The sequence below is a fragment of the Aliamphritea hakodatensis genome (assembly GCF_024347195.1).
Taxonomy (GTDB): domain Bacteria; phylum Pseudomonadota; class Gammaproteobacteria; order Pseudomonadales; family Balneatricaceae; genus Amphritea; species Amphritea hakodatensis.
Genome location: NZ_AP025281.1, coordinates 1118911 through 1135425, shown reverse-complemented (window position 1 = coordinate 1135425; position 16515 = coordinate 1118911). Strand labels below are relative to the sequence as shown.

17 protein-coding genes are annotated in these 16515 nt (G+C 53.1%); 8 read left to right on the top strand and 9 right to left on the bottom strand.

What is annotated here, in order from left to right:
- Positions 1-408: 408 nt before the first annotated feature.
- Positions 409-951, bottom strand: a complete 543-nt coding sequence (gene orn / locus PCI15_RS05155; RefSeq protein ID WP_271273294.1) for an oligoribonuclease — start codon at positions 949-951, stop codon at positions 409-411.
- A gap of 167 nt (positions 952-1118) precedes the next feature.
- On the opposite strand from orn, the gene rsgA reads away from it, so the two are divergent.
- The 6 genes from rsgA (at position 1119) to PCI15_RS05125 (ending at position 7327) form a co-directional block, all read left to right on the top strand.
- Positions 1119-2141, top strand: coding sequence for a small ribosomal subunit biogenesis GTPase RsgA (gene rsgA / locus PCI15_RS05150; protein ID WP_271273293.1), 1023 nt, complete (start codon positions 1119-1121; stop codon positions 2139-2141).
- Between the two features lie 101 nt (positions 2142-2242).
- Positions 2243-3838, top strand: a complete 1596-nt coding sequence (locus PCI15_RS05145; RefSeq protein ID WP_271273292.1) for an HDOD domain-containing protein — start codon at positions 2243-2245, stop codon at positions 3836-3838.
- A gap of 30 nt (positions 3839-3868) precedes the next feature.
- Positions 3869-4687, top strand: coding sequence for a sulfurtransferase (locus PCI15_RS05140; protein WP_271273291.1), 819 nt, complete (start codon positions 3869-3871; stop codon positions 4685-4687).
- Between the two features lie 90 nt (positions 4688-4777).
- Positions 4778-5629 (top strand): archaetidylserine decarboxylase, encoded by an 852-nt coding sequence (gene asd, locus PCI15_RS05135; RefSeq protein WP_271273290.1) that lies wholly within the window; start codon positions 4778-4780, stop codon positions 5627-5629.
- 100 nt (positions 5630-5729) lie between these two features.
- The gene (gene ygfZ / locus PCI15_RS05130) at positions 5730-6764 is read left to right on the top strand and encodes a CAF17-like 4Fe-4S cluster assembly/insertion protein YgfZ (RefSeq protein WP_271273289.1); all 1035 of its coding nucleotides are present in this window, start codon (positions 5730-5732) and stop codon (positions 6762-6764) included.
- The gene (locus tag PCI15_RS05125; protein ID WP_271273288.1) at positions 6761-7327 is read left to right on the top strand and encodes a hypothetical protein; all 567 of its coding nucleotides are present in this window, start codon (positions 6761-6763) and stop codon (positions 7325-7327) included. Before ygfZ ends, PCI15_RS05125 begins: the two co-directional genes overlap by 4 nt.
- Before the next feature lie 71 nt (positions 7328-7398).
- Here the strand turns inward: PCI15_RS05125 and PCI15_RS05120 are convergent, their stop codons facing one another.
- From PCI15_RS05120 to prfB, 6 genes are all read right to left on the bottom strand, one after another.
- Positions 7399-8145 carry a Cif family virulence factor gene (locus tag PCI15_RS05120; protein ID WP_271273287.1) on the bottom strand — a complete coding sequence of 249 codons (747 nt, stop codon included), beginning with the start codon at positions 8143-8145 and terminating at the stop codon, positions 7399-7401.
- A gap of 116 nt (positions 8146-8261) precedes the next feature.
- Entirely contained in the window at positions 8262-9140 is an 879-nt protein-coding gene (locus PCI15_RS05115; RefSeq protein ID WP_271273286.1) for a DMT family transporter, read from the bottom strand.
- Entirely contained in the window at positions 9141-9875 is a 735-nt protein-coding gene (gene ung / locus PCI15_RS05110) for a uracil-DNA glycosylase (RefSeq protein WP_271273285.1), read from the bottom strand.
- Positions 9872-10324 (bottom strand): hypothetical protein, encoded by a 453-nt coding sequence (locus PCI15_RS05105; RefSeq protein WP_271273284.1) that lies wholly within the window; start codon positions 10322-10324, stop codon positions 9872-9874. The genes ung and PCI15_RS05105 overlap by 4 nt, the downstream gene beginning before the upstream one ends.
- 165 nt (positions 10325-10489) lie before the next feature.
- Complete coding sequence (lysS, locus tag PCI15_RS05100; RefSeq protein ID WP_271273283.1) at positions 10490-11962, bottom strand: lysine--tRNA ligase; 1473 nt, start codon at positions 11960-11962, stop codon at positions 10490-10492.
- A 114-nt stretch (positions 11963-12076) separates the two neighbouring features.
- Positions 12077-13171: a peptide chain release factor 2 gene (gene prfB / locus PCI15_RS05095; protein ID WP_271273282.1), complete on the bottom strand. Its 1095-nt coding sequence runs from the start codon at positions 13169-13171 to the stop codon at positions 12077-12079.
- A gap of 205 nt (positions 13172-13376) precedes the next feature.
- Between prfB and PCI15_RS05090 the strand changes: the two genes are divergently transcribed.
- Positions 13377-14135 carry a sulfite exporter TauE/SafE family protein gene (locus PCI15_RS05090; protein ID WP_271273281.1) on the top strand — a complete coding sequence of 253 codons (759 nt, stop codon included), beginning with the start codon at positions 13377-13379 and terminating at the stop codon, positions 14133-14135.
- 5 nt (positions 14136-14140) lie between these two features.
- On the opposite strand, the gene fldB is transcribed toward PCI15_RS05090, so the two are convergent.
- Together fldB and PCI15_RS05080 are read right to left on the bottom strand one after the other, a co-directional pair.
- Positions 14141-14659: a flavodoxin FldB gene (gene fldB / locus PCI15_RS05085; protein ID WP_271273280.1), complete on the bottom strand. Its 519-nt coding sequence runs from the start codon at positions 14657-14659 to the stop codon at positions 14141-14143.
- 77 nt (positions 14660-14736) lie between these two features.
- On the bottom strand, positions 14737-15066 hold the full coding sequence (locus PCI15_RS05080; protein WP_205659171.1) for a phasin family protein: 330 nt from the start codon (positions 15064-15066) through the stop codon (positions 14737-14739).
- A 509-nt stretch (positions 15067-15575) separates the two neighbouring features.
- Here PCI15_RS05080 and PCI15_RS05075 point away from each other — a divergent pair.
- A complete protein-coding gene (locus PCI15_RS05075) occupies positions 15576-16379 on the top strand; it encodes a tetratricopeptide repeat protein (RefSeq protein ID WP_271273279.1) in 804 nt (267 codons plus the stop codon).
- The last annotated feature ends 136 nt before the right edge of the window (positions 16380-16515 follow it).

Sequence of the window (16515 nt, the reverse complement as noted above, 5' to 3'; positions counted from 1 at the left end):
ACCGTTACGCACGTCCTTATGTCACTTCACCAGCGTCCGGCTGAGATTTATTGTTTTAGGAATAAAATGCGGCGGACACAGCGACATTTAACTTGTACCGGCAAGCCCCCTCAAGCCACCGGACAGATGCCTATTAATAAACCCTGTTTGAAAAAAAATATAAACCCTGCTGGCAGGCTGATAGTTGCAGTCCGGGAGAGATAAACAGCTTTATAAAAAAATAAACCCCGGACAAGCCGGGGTTCTGTACGAAAAAACAGCGCTAATAAAAACGCTTAACCTTTGAAATACTTAGAATAAAAGCGCCCAAAGTAATAGATATTAAAACGCTAAATTAGCAGCCACTCATTCTAAAGTTTAAGATACTCATTTTGGGCATTGGTTGCACAACCAACCAACATGACCCCATTACAGGTTAAAAAAGTGCTCCCGGTAATGTTTTAACTCATTGATGGAATCTTTAATGTCATCCATCGCCAGATGCGAGCCTTTCTTCTCAAAACCGTTCAGCACTTCCGGCCGCCAGCGGCGGGCCAGTTCTTTAATACTGCTGACATCCAGGTTACGGTAATGGAAGTAGCTTTCCAGCTCAGGCATATACTTCACCAGAAAACGCCGGTCCTGACCGATACTGTTACCGCATATCGGTGAAGCCCCCTGATCCACATACTGTTTGATAAACTCAAGGGTCTCTTCTTCTGCCTGGCGCTCACTGATCTGTGATGCCTTCACCCGGGCCGTCAGCCCGGAACCGCCATGCTGATTGGTACACCACTCATCCATCGCATCCAGCAACGCATCAGACTGATGCACCACCAGACTCGGCCCCAGCGCCAGAATATTCAGATCCGCATCGGTCACAATGGTGGCAATTTCGATAATTCGTTCCCGTTCAGGATCAAGACCGGTCATTTCCAGATCGATCCAGATCAGATTATCTTGCCTAGACATACGGCAATTCCCCTTAGATTTCAGCACTGTTATTTAAAAGTGTTATAGAATACCTTAGCAGGCCGCTGAAAAACTATCTGTGCGACACTCAGCACAGCAAAAACTTTGTTTTCGGCGACCCGGAATATAATCAGATTTTACTGTATCTATACGGCGCAACAAACTTAATGGCCAAACGCAAACTCACCCGCCGCCAGGCGTGGCGCATACAAAAGATTCAGGACGAACGTTCTGAACGGGCAAAGCGTAAGAACTCCAATATCGACCAGCAACTGGAAGGCGGTGACCTCGGCCCGGAACAACACGGCCAGATCATCTCCCATTTCGGCAGGCAGGTCGATGTAGAGGCACTGGAAGGCGAACACAGCGGCGAAATATTCCGCTGCCACATGCGCACCAACCTGAGCGCGCTGGTGACCGGCGATAAGGTTATCTGGCGTGCCGGCGCAGAACACGGCGTGGTGGTTGCAACAGAAGAACGCCAGTCAGTCCTCCAGCGGCCAAACAACCACGGCGAACTGAAACCGGTCGCAGCCAACATTGATCACATCGTTATCACCATTGCGGTGGAGCCGATGCCCCATTACAACCTGATCGACCGTTATCTGGTGGCTGCAGAAGTCAGCGGCATTGAACCGGTCCTGCTGGTCAATAAACAGGATTTGCTCAACGACGATAACCGGGAATACATCGAAGGGATGATCAGCCTGTATACCGATATCGGTTACAAGGTGCTGCAGGTATCCACTACCCGTGAAGACGGTCTGGATGAGCTTAAAGCCATACTCAACGGCCGGATCAGCGTTTTCGTGGGGCAGTCAGGAGTCGGCAAGTCCTCGCTGATCAATGCGCTGTTACCCGGGGTTGACCTTAAAGTCGGCGCCTTGTCGGAAGCTACCCGTAAAGGTACTCACACCACAACAACCGCCCGGCTGTTCCATTTCCCGGACGGTGGCGACCTGATCGACTCACCGGGGATCCGGGAGTTCGCACTGTGGCACATCGAAAAAGACCGCATCATCGAAGGTTTCACAGAGTTCACGCCGTTTCTGGGCCTGTGCAAGTTCCGTGACTGCCAGCATGAACAGGAACCTCATTGCGCCATAAAGCAAGCAATTGAAGACCATAAAATCAGTGCTCAAAGAGTAAATAGTTACAAACATATACTCACTTCGAGGGAAGAAACTTAACTATCTTGTAAATAAAAGGTTTAATGTGCCGAAAACCTCTCTTAACAAAGACTTAACCAGAGTGGTTTTCGTTTGATAAGTGACCGGCATCAGGACCATTAATGAGCACGATCCAGCCCTACGACGCAGAAGAATGGACGCAATACCTGACGGATAAAGATTTTTCCGTCCGGGCCAGCAGTCTGCGCCGCATTCAGAAGGCATTGCAGTCGGATAAAACATCCATGAAGGATCTTAACCGACTGATTAAAGCAGACCCTCTGCTCTGCCTGCATGTCGTTAAAGCCGCCAGTATCCTGCACGCCGAAAAAGGCTCCGTGGTCACCGGCGTCGAACATGCCATCAGCTCACTGGGCACTGACAACCTCGAAAACCTGATCAACGGCATGAAAGGCACCCGTCTGAATGCCCACAGCACCGCCGACAAAATGTACTTTCGCGCCACCGCCAACAGCCACCACGCCGCGGTTCAGGTCCGTTCCTGGCTGGAACGGGCCCGCAAAGGTATGTTTACAGAAGAAAGTTATCTTGCAGCGCTGTTTTACGGCATTGGCCACTGGGCGCTCTGGCACCATGCGCCGCTACACATGTCGCAGATGCAGATCAAGATCCGGGAACAGGGCAAAGACAGCGAGACCGTCGAACGGGAACTGTTTGGCTGCACCATTAAAGATATCTCCCACGGTCTGGCAGTATCCTGGAATTTACCGGAACTGGTACAAACCTCTCTGGCAGAAGACCTGCCGCTGAACAAACGCACCCTGATGAAACTGCATCAGCGCTCACTGGAAGATCCCCGTCTGCGGGGTGAAGAGCTGCGGGAACTGAACCATCTTGTCCAGCAGCGTTTCTTCCCGGTGAAACTGTCCAACTGGCTGGCGGGCACCGCCACCTTTGGCTGGCACAAACCCAACACCCTGCACATCATTGACATTGTCAGTGACTATCTGAAAAGTGAACTGGGTGCCACCATGGCGCTGCTACACCAGAACTGCGCCCAGTCATCCCGTGATTACTTTGTGGTCGGCACCCTGACACCGGCAGCCGAAATGCTGTTTATGCCGTCCAACAACAATCAGGGCGGTTACAAACTGTCGGAAACGGAATACAAATACTGCAGCAAGCATTTCCTGATCCCCCGGCCACGCAAAATTCAGACGGCGGTCGCCTCAGACTCCAACCTGAAAGATCCGGCCCTGATTGCCACCGTGAACGAACGCTTCCTGCAATACCCGGAAGATTATCAGCACCCCACGGAAGTACTGAAAGACCTGCTTAAAGTGCTGATTCAGGGTGTCGGTCTGGAACGGGTCAGCCTGAATACCGTCAATACCCAGAACCAGATCGTTAAAGTGATTCACAGCATTGGCTTCAATAAAGACAGTCCGCTGAACCAGTCCATGCATCAGATTGACGCGCAGAGCCTGTTCAGCCGACTGTATGACAAAGTCGCCTGCATCCTGGTGAATCAGGACAATACCCACCGGATCAGCAAAATGCTGCCCGACAGCTATAAGCAACACATTAATGATTCTAACTACTTGCTGATGTCAGTCTTTATGAACAGCAAGCCAGTTGCTATTGTCTATGCAGATATGGGCGAAGACGCCAGCCTGATAGAAACCGTACAGCACAAACAGTTTAAGCAACTCTGTACGGCAGCAACCAGCTGTCTGGCGGCACTGTCCAAGAATTAACTTTAATCCGCCTATTCCGGGATACTGTCTATGTCACTGCCTCTACTGGTTTCTCCTGCACAGCTTGCCGAACAGCTTGACCGCGATTCGGGTCAGATTGTCATCCTTGACCTCTCATCCGCTGAAAACTACGCCACCAAACACCTGCCCGGCGCCCGCCACATGGCACCGTCCGGGCTGCTTTGCGGTGAACAGCCGGTACCTAACAAACGGCCGTCAGACGCACAGCTCAGTACGCTGTTCGCGTCATTGGGGATCACGCCGGACAGTCAGGTTGTGGTCTATGACGATCAGATGGGCCCTCAGGCCGGCCGGATGATCTGGACCCTGCACGCCGCAGGCCACACCGCCTGCTCATTTCTGGACGGCCATCTGAAAGCCTGGGAAGACGCCGGCTTTTCTACCACTGCCGACGTGCCGCAATATGAGCCAACGGATTACCCGGTCAGCCTGGATACCCACAACCTGGCCGACATGGAATATATCCTCACCCATCTGAACAACCCTGAGCATTGCATTCTCGATGTCCGCTCCCCAGCAGAATACCGGGGCGAAAAAGTGGTCAACGCGGCAAAAGGCGGCCATATTCCCGGCGCAGTTAACTACAACTGGACCAATGCCCTGATCTCTGAACAGGACACCCGCCTGCGACCGGCAGCAGACATTCTTGCTGAACTTGCAGCGCTGGGGGTCACCCCTGAGAAAACGGTTATCACCCACTGCCAGACCCACCGGCGATCCGGTCTGAGTTATCTGTTCACTAAGCACCTTGGCTTTGAAAATGTCCGCTGCTACGATGGCTCCTGGTTTGAGTGGGGCAATCATCCAGGTACACCGGTTGAGCAGTAACCCCTTAAACACCGTTAAAAAATTTCGCTTACCCGCCGTCAGCCATCGCTTTCGGCGGGTAAACTTTGTTAAACGACCTGGATTATTTAAGTGAAAGATAAAATCTTCATCCTGTTACAACACCTCCTGCCACAGCATCTGTTGTCCCGTTTAGTGGGAAAACTGGCTGACTGCCGGACCAACTGGGTAAAAAGCACCTTTATCAGTTGGTTCGCCAAACGCTACAACGTCAATATGAGTGAGGCCGTACAGGAATCGCTGAATGCTTATCCGGACTTCAACAGCTTCTTCACCCGGGAAATAAAACTGGAACGCCGCCCACTGGCAGACACAGATATCATCAGCCCGGCAGACGGCGCTATCAGCCAGTTAGGGCCGATTGACCACGGCCGTGTGTTTCAGGCAAAAGGCCGCGGCTACGCGTTAACCACCCTGCTGGGTGGCTACAACGACCTGGCCGAGCAGTTCATTGATGGCCAGTTCGCCACAGTCTACCTGTCGCCGAAAGATTATCACCGGGTACACATGCCGGTAACCGGTACCCTGCGGGACACTATCTACGTACCGGGTGATCTTTACTCGGTAAACCAGACCACCGCTGAAGGAGTGGAAAACCTGTTCGCCCGTAACGAACGTCTGGTGGCAATTTTTGATACCGAATACGGCCCGATGGCAATGATTCTGGTAGGCGCTATGATCGTCGCCGGCATCGAAACCGTCTGGGCCGGTCAGGTCGCGCCGCAACAGCGCAAGATCTGGCGAACAGAACACACACCTGAACCTCAGGCACCGGTTGTGCTGGAAAAAGGCGCTGAAATGGGCCGCTTTAAACTGGGCTCAACCGTGATTCTGCTGTTCGGCAAAGACGTTATAGAATGGCAGGAAAACCTGCAGGCAGGCAGCCCGGTCAACATGGGCCACGCTTTCGGTAACCGGGTTTAATTCCCGCATTTGCCATCCTATAACAGGCACATACTTAACAAAGCAGTCACCTCCGGAATAAACCGGTACCGTGACTGCTTTACGGCAAGAAGGTCATGCTATGAGCACCTGGCACAGCATCTTAGAAACGCAGCAGATCAGCATTGATGAGCAGGGCTACAGCCGCAGCTCTGCCCCGGTAAACCCGGCACTCAGTATTACCCCCCTGACACACTTAGGCCTGTTCAGCGTTATCGGCCCGGATGCAGAGAAATTTCTTCAGGGACAGATTTCCTGCGACATGCGCGACATCAGTAATGGTTTCAGCCGCCTGGCATCACACAACAATGTCAAAGGCAGCATGATCAGCCTGAGTCGGGTAATGCCCGCTGAAGGCGGTTACTGGCTGCGCACTAACCGTCAGATACTCAGCAACGCGCTGACGGCCCTGAACAAATATATGCTGTTTTCCAAGGCCGACGGCACAGACATCAGCGATACCGTGGTGGGTTTGGGTATACAGGGCAGCGACGCTGCATCAGCCCTGGCGGCACTGAGCAATGAACTGCCGGCTGAAACCGATCAGTTTCTCTCTCTGGACGGCGGCGTACTGATTAAAGTCGCCGGTGAACGTTACGAACTGTGGCTTGAACAGGCCCAGGCAGAAACCGCACTGGATCTGCTGATTCAAACAGGCTCGCTGAACGGCAGCGAAAACTGGTTACTCAGTGAAATTCAGCAGGGCATTCCGTCCCTGACACCGGACACGCTGGAAACCTTTATTCCGCAGATGACCAATCTGCAGGCGTTTGAAGGGGTCAGCTTCCGTAAGGGCTGTTACACCGGGCAGGAAATCATCACCCGGCTGCAGCACCGCGGCAAACTGAAGCGTCCGATGTTCCGTCTCAGCGTACAGGCGGATACCGCACCAGCGGCTGGCACAGTGCTGGCGACCGCAACCCGCGCCAGTGTTGGCAACGTGGTGTGCAGTGCACTGTCCGGCGAGGGTGAATATCAGTTGCTGGCGGTGATGCTGAAAGACGTCTTCGACGACGGCTCCCAGAGCGTGCATCTGGACACCCAGGAAGGCCCACAACTGGAACGCCTGGACCTGCCTTACACCCTTGATCCGGAAATGTTTGAAGCCAAACGATGAGCGATCCTATTCTGCTAAAAGTCCTGCACCTGGATAAACAGGCGCAGGACGCGCTCCAGGAACTGTTCAGTCATTCTGTACGGCGTATCTGGATTGAAGGCATGAGCAGTGGTTTTGGCAGTGAACTGTACCGTGCCCGACAACTGCGTTTCAGCTGCGGCGATACCCAGTGGCTGGAAATCGGTACCCTGCGACAGGCATTTCAGGATGGCTTCAGTTTTGGCCGGCTCGACTGTCAGCTGCGCAATGACATCACCCCGGACGAAGACACCAGCTGCTGGCTGGAACTGCCTGCTGACAGCTACCTGCAGAGCATCGAGATCTATCAGCAGCAGGAACGCTTCGACATCGTCGCCAGCAAACTGCAGATGCCGTCAGAAGCATTCAACTACGATGCCCTGATTCTGCTGCGCTTCGATCAGGGTCCAGGCCTGATGATCGGCATTGAGCAGGACTTTATCGACGGTGAACTGGTGGTTCTGCTCAGCGAGGACCCGGACAGCCAGATCAGCGAAAACCTGCAGCTGCGCCGTCAGTTTAACGGCCGGGAAGATCTCAGCTGACCCACCTTACTTGCGGGCAATAAAAAACGGCATCCCCTTTCAGGCATGCCGTTTTTTGTATCGGTACCGGCTTAGAGTACGGTACTCATCTGCACCTTAACCTGCCAGCCTTCAGCGGTTTTCTCCACCGCGTTAAACACTAAATAGCTCTGGCCTTTACCGGTCAGACGGCTGATCAGCAAGCCGTTGCTGCCCTGCTCCACACTGAGCAGGTTATCCACTTCAAAACCTTCCGTGAAATCCGGTAAATCCGCATTTTCAGTCAGGCTTACCCGGGCAGCATTCACCGAACGCTCAGCATAATTATCCGCCAGACTATTAAAGGCCGTGTTATCAATTTCTGTATCCGTGCCGGCAAACCCCGCTGCTGAAGTTAACCCGCCGGCCCCGATATCAATACGGCGTTTCCAGCCGTCAGATGTATGGCTCAGTACCTCAACTGCCAGCCCCTTAAAACCGCCTTCTGCGAAACTGATATCCCAGTTCTTCACCAGCAAAGCAGTATCGTCTTTCGCATCCAGCGCCAGCGTATCCACCTGCGCTTTCAGTTCAGGTAAACCAAACGGCCCACCGGCAAACATCTGACTGATCGCCTCCAGCCCCTGCAGATTTTTGCTGCTGTCATAGGGGAACTGTCCCAGCAATGAATCCGCATCGTAAAACTTATCCAGCCCGTCGACATCTTTTGCATTCATCAGCGGTTGCCACTGGTTATTCAGCGCCACCAGCTCCTCTGGCGCAGCCGCCTGTACACCGGCAGACATTAACATGCTGACCGCAACTGCCGGCACTGCCAGCTTACCCATCCATTTTTTCATTCCCTGATTCCTTGTACATTGAATTAAAACGTTTTACCCGCCCGACAGGCGTAATCCGCCATATTCAGACAGGTCATATATTTACCGGTTCCCGGCAAATTATTCACCAAAAACCTTTAAGGCTTTTCCGCCAGACGGGATTCCCGGTAGAAGCTGTAAACACCGGCCATCGCGATCACCAGACCGCCCAGCAACATATAGTTATCCGGCACTTCATCAAATACCAGATACCCCAGCAGCGCGGCCCAGATCAGCACCGTATAACGGAACGGAGATACAAAGGCAATTTCACCCACCCGCATGGTCATCACCCCACACAGGTAACCGAAAAAAATAAACCCGGCAGCCGCACTCAACCCGGCCATTATCTGCCAGGTGAGCGGCTGCCAGGTTTCAAATAATGACAGCACACCACTGCTCACCGTCACCAGAAGCGAACCGACCAGCGCCACGAACAGCGATGATACATCCGCCGAAAACTGCCGGGTGGAAAGGTCACGGAGCACCAGAAACATCACCCCGGCCACCGAAAACATGACATACACGTTGAAACTGTCCGCCCCCGGGCGAACAATCAGCAACACGCCCATAAAGCCGACAATGATCGCCGTATAGCGCCGCCAGCCAACCTGCTCACCTAACCAGATTGCCCCGATAAAGGTAATCACCAGAGGAACGGCCTGCTGAATCGATGCTGCCGCGGCGATGGGGATATGCATCAGCCCGGTCAGATAACACAGGGTTGAGCCGCTTTCCCCCAGCGCCCGCCAGCCCATCCAGACCCGGTCACGGCGCTGCAGGCTCTGGCGTAATACACCGTAACGCCAGGCCAGCGCAGCAATCAGGGCGGTTACGATCAGACCCCGGATAAAGATCGACTGATACAGGCTGATATCCGCCGACATAAATTTCATGATGCTGTCGTTGAACACAAAACCGGCCATGCTGGCCATCATCAGCATCGCACCACGCATATTAGGGTTATCAGCAAACACTCAGAACAGCGCTCCCTGATCAGGTTTGGCTTCAAGACTCTCCAGCTGCCACTCCACCGGCGTGCGGCCACTGGCTTCCAGATATTCATTAATCTGACTGAATGGCCGGCTGCCGAAGAAACCGCGAAATGCCGATAATGGAGAAGGATGCACAGATTCAAGTATCCGGTGTCTGGTGCTGTCTATCATCGCTGCCTTTTTCTGGGCATGACTGCCCCACAGCACAAAGACTACACCATCGCACTGGCTGTTCACCGTTTCAATAATCCGGTCGGTAAACGGCTCCCAGCCTTTTTTCTGGTGAGAACCTGCTTTGTTATATTCAACCGTCAGCACTGTGTTCAGCAGTAACACACCCTGTTCGGCCCAGTGCTGCAAAAAACCGTGATCCGGTTCCGGCAACTGCAAATCCGTCGCCAGCTCTTTATACATATTTCTCAGGGAAGGCGGCACCTTTACCCCCGGCTGCACCGAAAAGCTCAGCCCATGGGCCTGACCGGGCTGGTGATACGGGTCCTGCCCGAGAATCACCACTTTTACCGCGTTCAGCGGCGTACTCTGCAAGGCCTGCAGCCAGTCAGCTGTCTGTGGATAAATATCTTTACCGGCCGCTATTTCGCCGTCCAGAAACGCCACCAGCCGGTGCATATAATCCTGCTCCAACTCCCCTTTCAGATGCGCCTGCCAGCCTTCAGCGGCCGATAACTGCTCCTTAAGCGCAGCAATCGCAGTCATTCGCTCTCTCCACTGTCTTTTACTTTTCCCAGCGGCCTTCCCTGCATTACATCCCGGGTATACACCCTGCCATGCCACAGGGAGTAATAGCGCAGTTTTCCCGGGCCATGGGAAATAATGCCCGAGAGAACGATCGACAGCATGTAAATCCACAGATCGTAGGCTTCCCAGTAAAACCAGGCCATCGCCAGTAATACGATCTTCAGCATGATAATCTGCCCGCGCAGCTGCACCAGCCAGATACCATCGCTATACAGCTCTTTCAGCACCATCAGGCCACCGCTGATCAGCGTCAGTATCAGATAGTTGTGCCAGGCAGACATCGGCAAATCAAACAGAAACGCCCCGGATAAACCGGCAATGCCGATCAGATGCAGGGTACGTAAACAAATACTCAGCCAGCGTTTACCGGGAATATTGCGTTTCTTTTCAGGAACTAACCAACTCATTCATCACACCTGTACTGCGGTTATCAGCAACCGCTATTTCACACCGGCTGTCACAGATTATCCAGCCACAAATCCGGTTACAGCTGTCCTGTATCAGTTTACGGCGGGCTTAAAGCAAAAAAGCTGCGGCGACTTCTCGCGGCAGCTTTTCCCCTGTTCCGGTACTTACGCCCGCGGACGCATCGCCGGGAACAGGATAACATCACGGATTGAATCACAATCAGCGAAGAACATTACCAGACGGTCGATACCGATACCTTCACCGGCAGTCGGCGGCAGGCCGTATTCCAGCGCACTGATGTAATCATCATCGAAGTGCATTGCTTCGTCATCACCGGCATCTTTCTCTTCAACCTGAGCGCGGAAACGCTCAGCCTGATCTTCAGAGTCGTTAAGCTCCGAGAAGCCATTCGCCACTTCACGGCCACCGATGAAGAATTCAAAACGGTCGGTAATGAACGGGTTTTCATCGTTACGGCGCGCCAGCGGAGACACTTCCGCCGGATACTCAGTGATGAACGTCGGCTGGTCCAGACGGTCTTCAACGGTTTTCTCGAAGATCTCGATCTGCACCTTGCCCAGGCCGTAGCCGTCTTTAAGCGGGATACCCAGCTTATCAGCCACTGCACGGGCAGACTCGATGTTATCGATGTCCGAAGCCGTCAGATCCGGGTTGTAATGCAGGATAGAATCGAACACGCTGATACGGCGGAACGGCGCACCCAGGTCATATTCCTGTTCCTGATAGGTCATAGTGGTTGAACCCAAAACATCCTTCGCCAGTGTGCGCAGCATGTCTTCGGTCAGGTCCATCAGGTCATTGTAATCCGCATAGGCCTGATAGAATTCCAACATGGTAAATTCAGGGTTATGGCGGGTTGAAAGCCCTTCGTTACGGAAGTTACGGTTGATCTCGAAGACCCGCTCAAAGCCACCCACAACCAGACGTTTCAGGTACAGCTCCGGCGCAATCCGCAGATACATGTCGCGGTCCAGCGCGTTGTGATGCGTGACGAACGGACGGGCCGTCGCACCACCCGGAATTACCTGCAGCATCGGCGTTTCCGCTTCTACATAGCGGCGCTCAGTCAGGTAGTTACGGATACCGGATACAATCTTGGAACGGATCTCGAATACCCGGCGGGAAGTATCATTGGTGATCAGGTCAACATAACGCTGACGGTAGCGCATTTCAGTGTCCTGCAGGCCTTTGTGCTTATCCGGCAGCGGACGCAGGTTCTTGGTCAGCAGTTGGTATTCACCCAGATCCACATACAGATCGCCCTTACCGGACTTATGCAAAACACCGGTCACACCAATGATGTCACCCAGGTCCAGGCTCTTGGCAAACTTACGGGCTTCTTTGTTCACGTAGAACTGAATACGGCCAGTCATATCCTGAACAACACCGAAGGCACCACGGTTAAGCATGACACGGCCAGCAATGCTTACTGTAATTGCCAGCTCTTCCAGCTCTTCTTTACACTTTTCGCCATAGGTTTCCTGCAGATCCTGCGCGTAACTGTCGCGACGGAACGCATTCGGAAACGCCTGACCCGCTTCACGCAGGGCATTCAGTTTTTCACGGCGCTCGGCAATCAAACGGTTTTCATCTTGTTGCTGAGTATTATCAGACATGGTGTTCGGAACCTTTAAATGGTGAAATCTTGTCAGTATCTCAGCGCTGCTCTGGCAACGCTGACAATTATATTTTTTCAGTAACGGCGTATTAAGACCGGTTTGAAGACCTTCTTACAGTCCTGCTTTGAGGCTTGCCTCAATAAACAGGTCCAGATCGCCGTCCAGTACCCGGTCACAGTTGCTGCTCTGAACATTGGTACGCAGATCTTTAATACGCTGATCATCCAGCACGTAAGAACGGATCTGGCTGCCCCAGCCAATATCCGCTTTGTTATCTTCTGTTTCCTGTGCCGCTTCGCTGCGCTTGAGCATCTCCATCTCGTAGAGCTTGGCCCGCAGCTGCTTCATACAGGTATCTTTGTTCTGGTGCTGGGAACGCTGACTCTGGCTCTGCACCACAATGCCGGACGGGCCGTGGGTAATACGTACCGCAGATTCAGTTCTGTTTACGTGCTGACCACCGGCACCGGATGCACGGTATACATCCACCCGCAGATCTGCCGGGTTAATTTCGATCTCGATGTTGTCATCAATCTCCGGCGATACGAAGACTGAAGAGAATGACGTATGACGGCGACCGCCGGAATCGAACGGAGATTTACGTACCAGACGGTGTACACCGGTCTCAGTGCGTAACCAGCCGAAGGCGTACTCACCCTGAAAACTGATCGTTGCGGACTTGATACCCGCCACATCACCGGCGGAACATTCCAGCAATTCAGTTTTAAAGCCTTTATCTTCACCCCAGCGCAGGTACATGCGCAGCATCATTTCTGCCCAGTCCTGTGCCTCGGTACCACCGGAACCGGCCTGAATGTCCAGGTACGCATTGTTACCGTCGGCTTCGCCAGAGAACATGCGGCGGAATTCCAGCTGCCCCAGCAGAGCTTCCAGCGCAGCCACTTCGCTGCGCACTTCTTCAACGGTATCTTCGTCGTCTTCCTCAACGGCCATTTCCAGCAGCTCTTCGGCTTCGCTCACACCGTTGGTCAGATCATCAATGGTCTTTACCACCCCTTCCAGAGCAGAACGTTCCTTACCCAGTGCCTGAGCACGTTCAGGTTCGTTCCACACCGCTGGATCTTCCAGTTCACGGGTCACTTCTTCCAGGCGATCCTGTTTCTCGGCATACTCCAGATATCCGCGCAGTACTTCAGTACGCTCACTGATATCCTTCAGGCTGGTAATGATTGGATTAACTTCCATCGTTGATGATCACACTCGACAGTTAAATGAACGGCTGTAAAGCGGGAATAAACACCGCCTGCCAAGCCAAATAAAAAGGCACAGTATTTTACCCGAAGTAAGGGCCAGTGAAAACGTTTCGGCGTATGAAACCCGGCAATTTCCGCTTATCCTGCGAATTAGCTATGATGCATCCCCCGGATATGGAACCCAACGGACCGCAATAATGGAACTGTCACTTGTCACCATCCTGCTACTGATCGCCGTTGGCATCGCTTCCGGCATTATCAACGTCCTCGCAGGCGGCGGCTCCAACCTGACCCTTCCGGTACTGATGGTCATGGGCATGCCGGCGGAAATTGCCAATGCCACCAACCGGCTGGGCATCTTCCTGCAGTCGCTCACCGGCGTCTTCGGCTTTAAAAGCAAAGGCAAGCTTCCTGCTGATGATATCGGCCCCATTCTAATACCCACGCTTGCCGGTGGACTGCTGGGCGCAATTGCCGCCGCTTTCGCCCCCGGCTGGATACTGAAACCCCTGCTACTGGGCGCGATGCTGACCATGGCACTGATTATTCTGCTGCGTCCGTCGGTGGTCTGCCCGCCGCAAGGCACTCAGGCGTACAAGGTCCGTGACAAGCCTTCATCCTGGTGGTGGCTGGGAATTGCCGGATTTTACGGCGGGTTTGTTCAGGCCGGGGTTGGGTTCATTCTGCTGGGCGCACTGGCCGGCAGCCTGCGTTATGATCTGGTGCGCGCCAACGCACTGAAACTTATCTGTTCACTGGCCTTTACAGCAGTTGCGCTGGGAATCTTCATTTCGCAGGATCAGGTACTCTGGTTACCCGGGCTGATCCTGGGGGCCGGCGCCATGATCGGCGCCAGAATCGGGGTACACTTTGCCGTCAGCGTGAAACAGCAGACCCTGAAATGGTTCCTGTTTATTATGACTCTGTGTGGCTGTGGCGCGGCGTTGCTGTTTTAAAACGCTTAAAGACCCAGCTCAGGTTTAATCTGCGCACACCATTCAGCAATCCGCTCATCGGTTTCACCGGCCTGCCCGTCGTCATCCAGCGCCAGCCCGACAAATTGAGACGCGTCTGCAGTTAATGCTTTGGACGCCTCAAAGTCATAGCCCTGATTGGGCCAGTAACCCACCACACGGGCACCGCCTTTCTGTAACTTTTCATGCAACATGCCCATGGCATCCAGAAACCATTCCGGATAGCCAATCTGATCGCCTAATCCAAACAGCGCGCAGGTCATCCCACTGAAATCCAGATCATCCACTTCTGACCAGATATCATCCCAGTCTTCCTGCAGCTCTCCGAAATCCCAGGTGGAAATGCCAAAAATCAGACTGTTGTACTTATCAAACCCGGCCAGGCCATTATCCGCCACGTCATGTAAGCAAACATTGTCAGACCCTAGCTGTGCCGCAACCCGCTCTGCAACATCTTCCGTATTACCGGTGGTGGAACCGTAAAATAAACCGATCGTCTGGGACATATATTCATTCCGATAGACACATAAAAACGGCCCTTAAACAGGACCGTATAAGATGGCACGCATATTACCCGCGCGGTTCAGGGTTTGGAAGCAAATGCCTCGAAGGAATCCTGAGCCAGTTTTTCCACTGACGCCTGGGCATCAGCCAGTGCTTTGAGGTTACTTTCATTGGCCGCGGTCAGGTTAGCTTCCAGCTGGCTGGCATAGGCTTTTTGCAACTCAACCAACTGCTCTGCGGATGAACAGCCCTGCAGAGCCTGAGTTTGCTGCATAGTGGCGTCAATACAGGCTTTGGTACAGGCCATTTGCTGCTGGGTCAGCTGCTCCAGCATTTTTGTTTGTATATCCACCAGCTCCTTAAAAGGGCTCATCGACTGATTCAACGTCTTCGACATATCCTGAAACATACACACCTCCGCAACCCCGGTTATCCGCCAGCATCCTGCCGACAATACACAACAATATTAATAACAATATCAAACAGATACTAATAGAACAGCCTCAGTTTGAGTACTCTCTGAATGCGCTTCTGACACTCTATTGCACAACGCAGAAACCCGCAACCCGTTAACCGTTGACCTAAACACCGGTCAGCAAGTTCAGCCCCGGTGGGGAAAAACTGTCTTGATCCTGATCACTCAGACAACCATTGCTGTGGACAAATCGTCGCACCGGCCTGTTTTTTTGTCAGATATCCGTTAAAATCCACCGCTATATTAGACACCGTTAATATTAAACCCGATTGCAACCTTCTGGCAAAAAACAGGTCTTACCGCCAATCACCGGACTCCGCCGGAAAAAGGAACACCGCATGAGTCCCGGTAAAAATGAATATAACTGTACCTTTCGATACTGAACAATCGGGCGTTATAATGCGCCCTGTTAAATAATATCCGTCATATACGAGCGTCCGCCAATGAGCAAAAAACTTCTGATCGCTACCGGCCTGCTGCTAAGCCTGCATACAACTGCCACTCTGGCAGCAAACCTGGCAAAGGGTATTCAGGCTTTTGAAAACAAGGACTACGCGATTGCGCTGGCCGAGCTGGCCCCACTGGCCAAGGAAAATAATCTGGAAGCCATGAACTATCTGGGCCAGATGTATGAGTTCGGTCTGGGGGTTGACGCCGACGAACAGGAAGCACTGAAACTGTATAACCGCTGTGCCGATCAGGGAAACCTGAGCTGCGTGGATTCCCGCCGGGCTTATAAAGACAAAGGCTACAAAGTAGAACTGGAAACGGTTCAGCCTGCGGCAGAAGGGGGTGACGCCACTGCCCAGAACCGTCTGGGTGAAATGTATGAATTCGGTTACGGCGTCAAACGTGACCCGGCCAAAGCCATTGAATGGTACAAGCGCGCCGGCGATCAGGGACTGGTCATCGCACAGCACAACATTGGCCGCAGCTACAACTTTGGCACCGGCGTTCAGCAGGACTTTACCCAGGCAGAACGCTGGTACCGCAAAGCCGCTGAACAGGGCCATACGGATGCGATGTTCTTCCTCGGCGCACTGTACTCCAACGCCCACGGCGGTGATGCCAGCCATGGCACAAATATCTCAGCGTATGCCTGGTTACAGAATGCCATGGAACTGGGTAACCCGACCGCCCGCGCCATTCAGTCACGGATTGTCATGAAACTGTCCGACAAGGAACTGGAAGAAGCCAAGCGCCTGGCCGAAGACTACAAGAAAAAATTTGTAACACCGTTCAAGTAAGCGTACCTGAATATTCAGAAAGCCGGCTCACATGCCGGCTTTTCTGTATAAGAAAAATGTGCCACAAAATTGGCCTCACTTCTGACATCCCCTATACTCCCCGCTCGCAACTAATCGTTCGTTACTAACCGTTCAC

What these genes read in the sequence shown, in the direction of transcription:
- orn (WP_271273294.1), bottom strand. Translation starts at nt 951, where the DNA reads ATGTCTAGGCAAGATAATCTGATCTGGATCGATCTGGAAATGACCGGT.
- rsgA (WP_271273293.1), top strand. Translation starts at nt 1,119, where the DNA reads ATGGCCAAACGCAAACTCACCCGCCGCCAGGCGTGGCGCATACAAAAG.
- PCI15_RS05145 (WP_271273292.1), top strand. Translation starts at nt 2,243, where the DNA reads ATGAGCACGATCCAGCCCTACGACGCAGAAGAATGGACGCAATACCTG.
- PCI15_RS05140 (WP_271273291.1), top strand. Translation starts at nt 3,869, where the DNA reads ATGTCACTGCCTCTACTGGTTTCTCCTGCACAGCTTGCCGAACAGCTT.
- ygfZ (WP_271273289.1), top strand. Translation starts at nt 5,730, where the DNA reads ATGAGCACCTGGCACAGCATCTTAGAAACGCAGCAGATCAGCATTGAT.
- PCI15_RS05125 (WP_271273288.1), top strand. Translation starts at nt 6,761, where the DNA reads ATGAGCGATCCTATTCTGCTAAAAGTCCTGCACCTGGATAAACAGGCG.
- PCI15_RS05120 (WP_271273287.1), bottom strand. Translation starts at nt 8,145, where the DNA reads ATGAAAAAATGGATGGGTAAGCTGGCAGTGCCGGCAGTTGCGGTCAGC.
- ung (WP_271273285.1), bottom strand. Translation starts at nt 9,875, where the DNA reads ATGACTGCGATTGCTGCGCTTAAGGAGCAGTTATCGGCCGCTGAAGGC.
- PCI15_RS05105 (WP_271273284.1), bottom strand. Translation starts at nt 10,324, where the DNA reads ATGAGTTGGTTAGTTCCTGAAAAGAAACGCAATATTCCCGGTAAACGC.
- lysS (WP_271273283.1), bottom strand. Translation starts at nt 11,962, where the DNA reads ATGTCTGATAATACTCAGCAACAAGATGAAAACCGTTTGATTGCCGAG.
- prfB (WP_271273282.1), bottom strand. Translation starts at nt 13,171, where the DNA reads ATGGAAGTTAATCCAATCATTACCAGCCTGAAGGATATCAGTGAGCGT.
- PCI15_RS05090 (WP_271273281.1), top strand. Translation starts at nt 13,377, where the DNA reads ATGGAACTGTCACTTGTCACCATCCTGCTACTGATCGCCGTTGGCATC.
- fldB (WP_271273280.1), bottom strand. Translation starts at nt 14,659, where the DNA reads ATGTCCCAGACGATCGGTTTATTTTACGGTTCCACCACCGGTAATACG.
- PCI15_RS05080 (WP_205659171.1), bottom strand. Translation starts at nt 15,066, where the DNA reads ATGTTTCAGGATATGTCGAAGACGTTGAATCAGTCGATGAGCCCTTTT.
- PCI15_RS05075 (WP_271273279.1), top strand. Translation starts at nt 15,576, where the DNA reads ATGAGCAAAAAACTTCTGATCGCTACCGGCCTGCTGCTAAGCCTGCAT.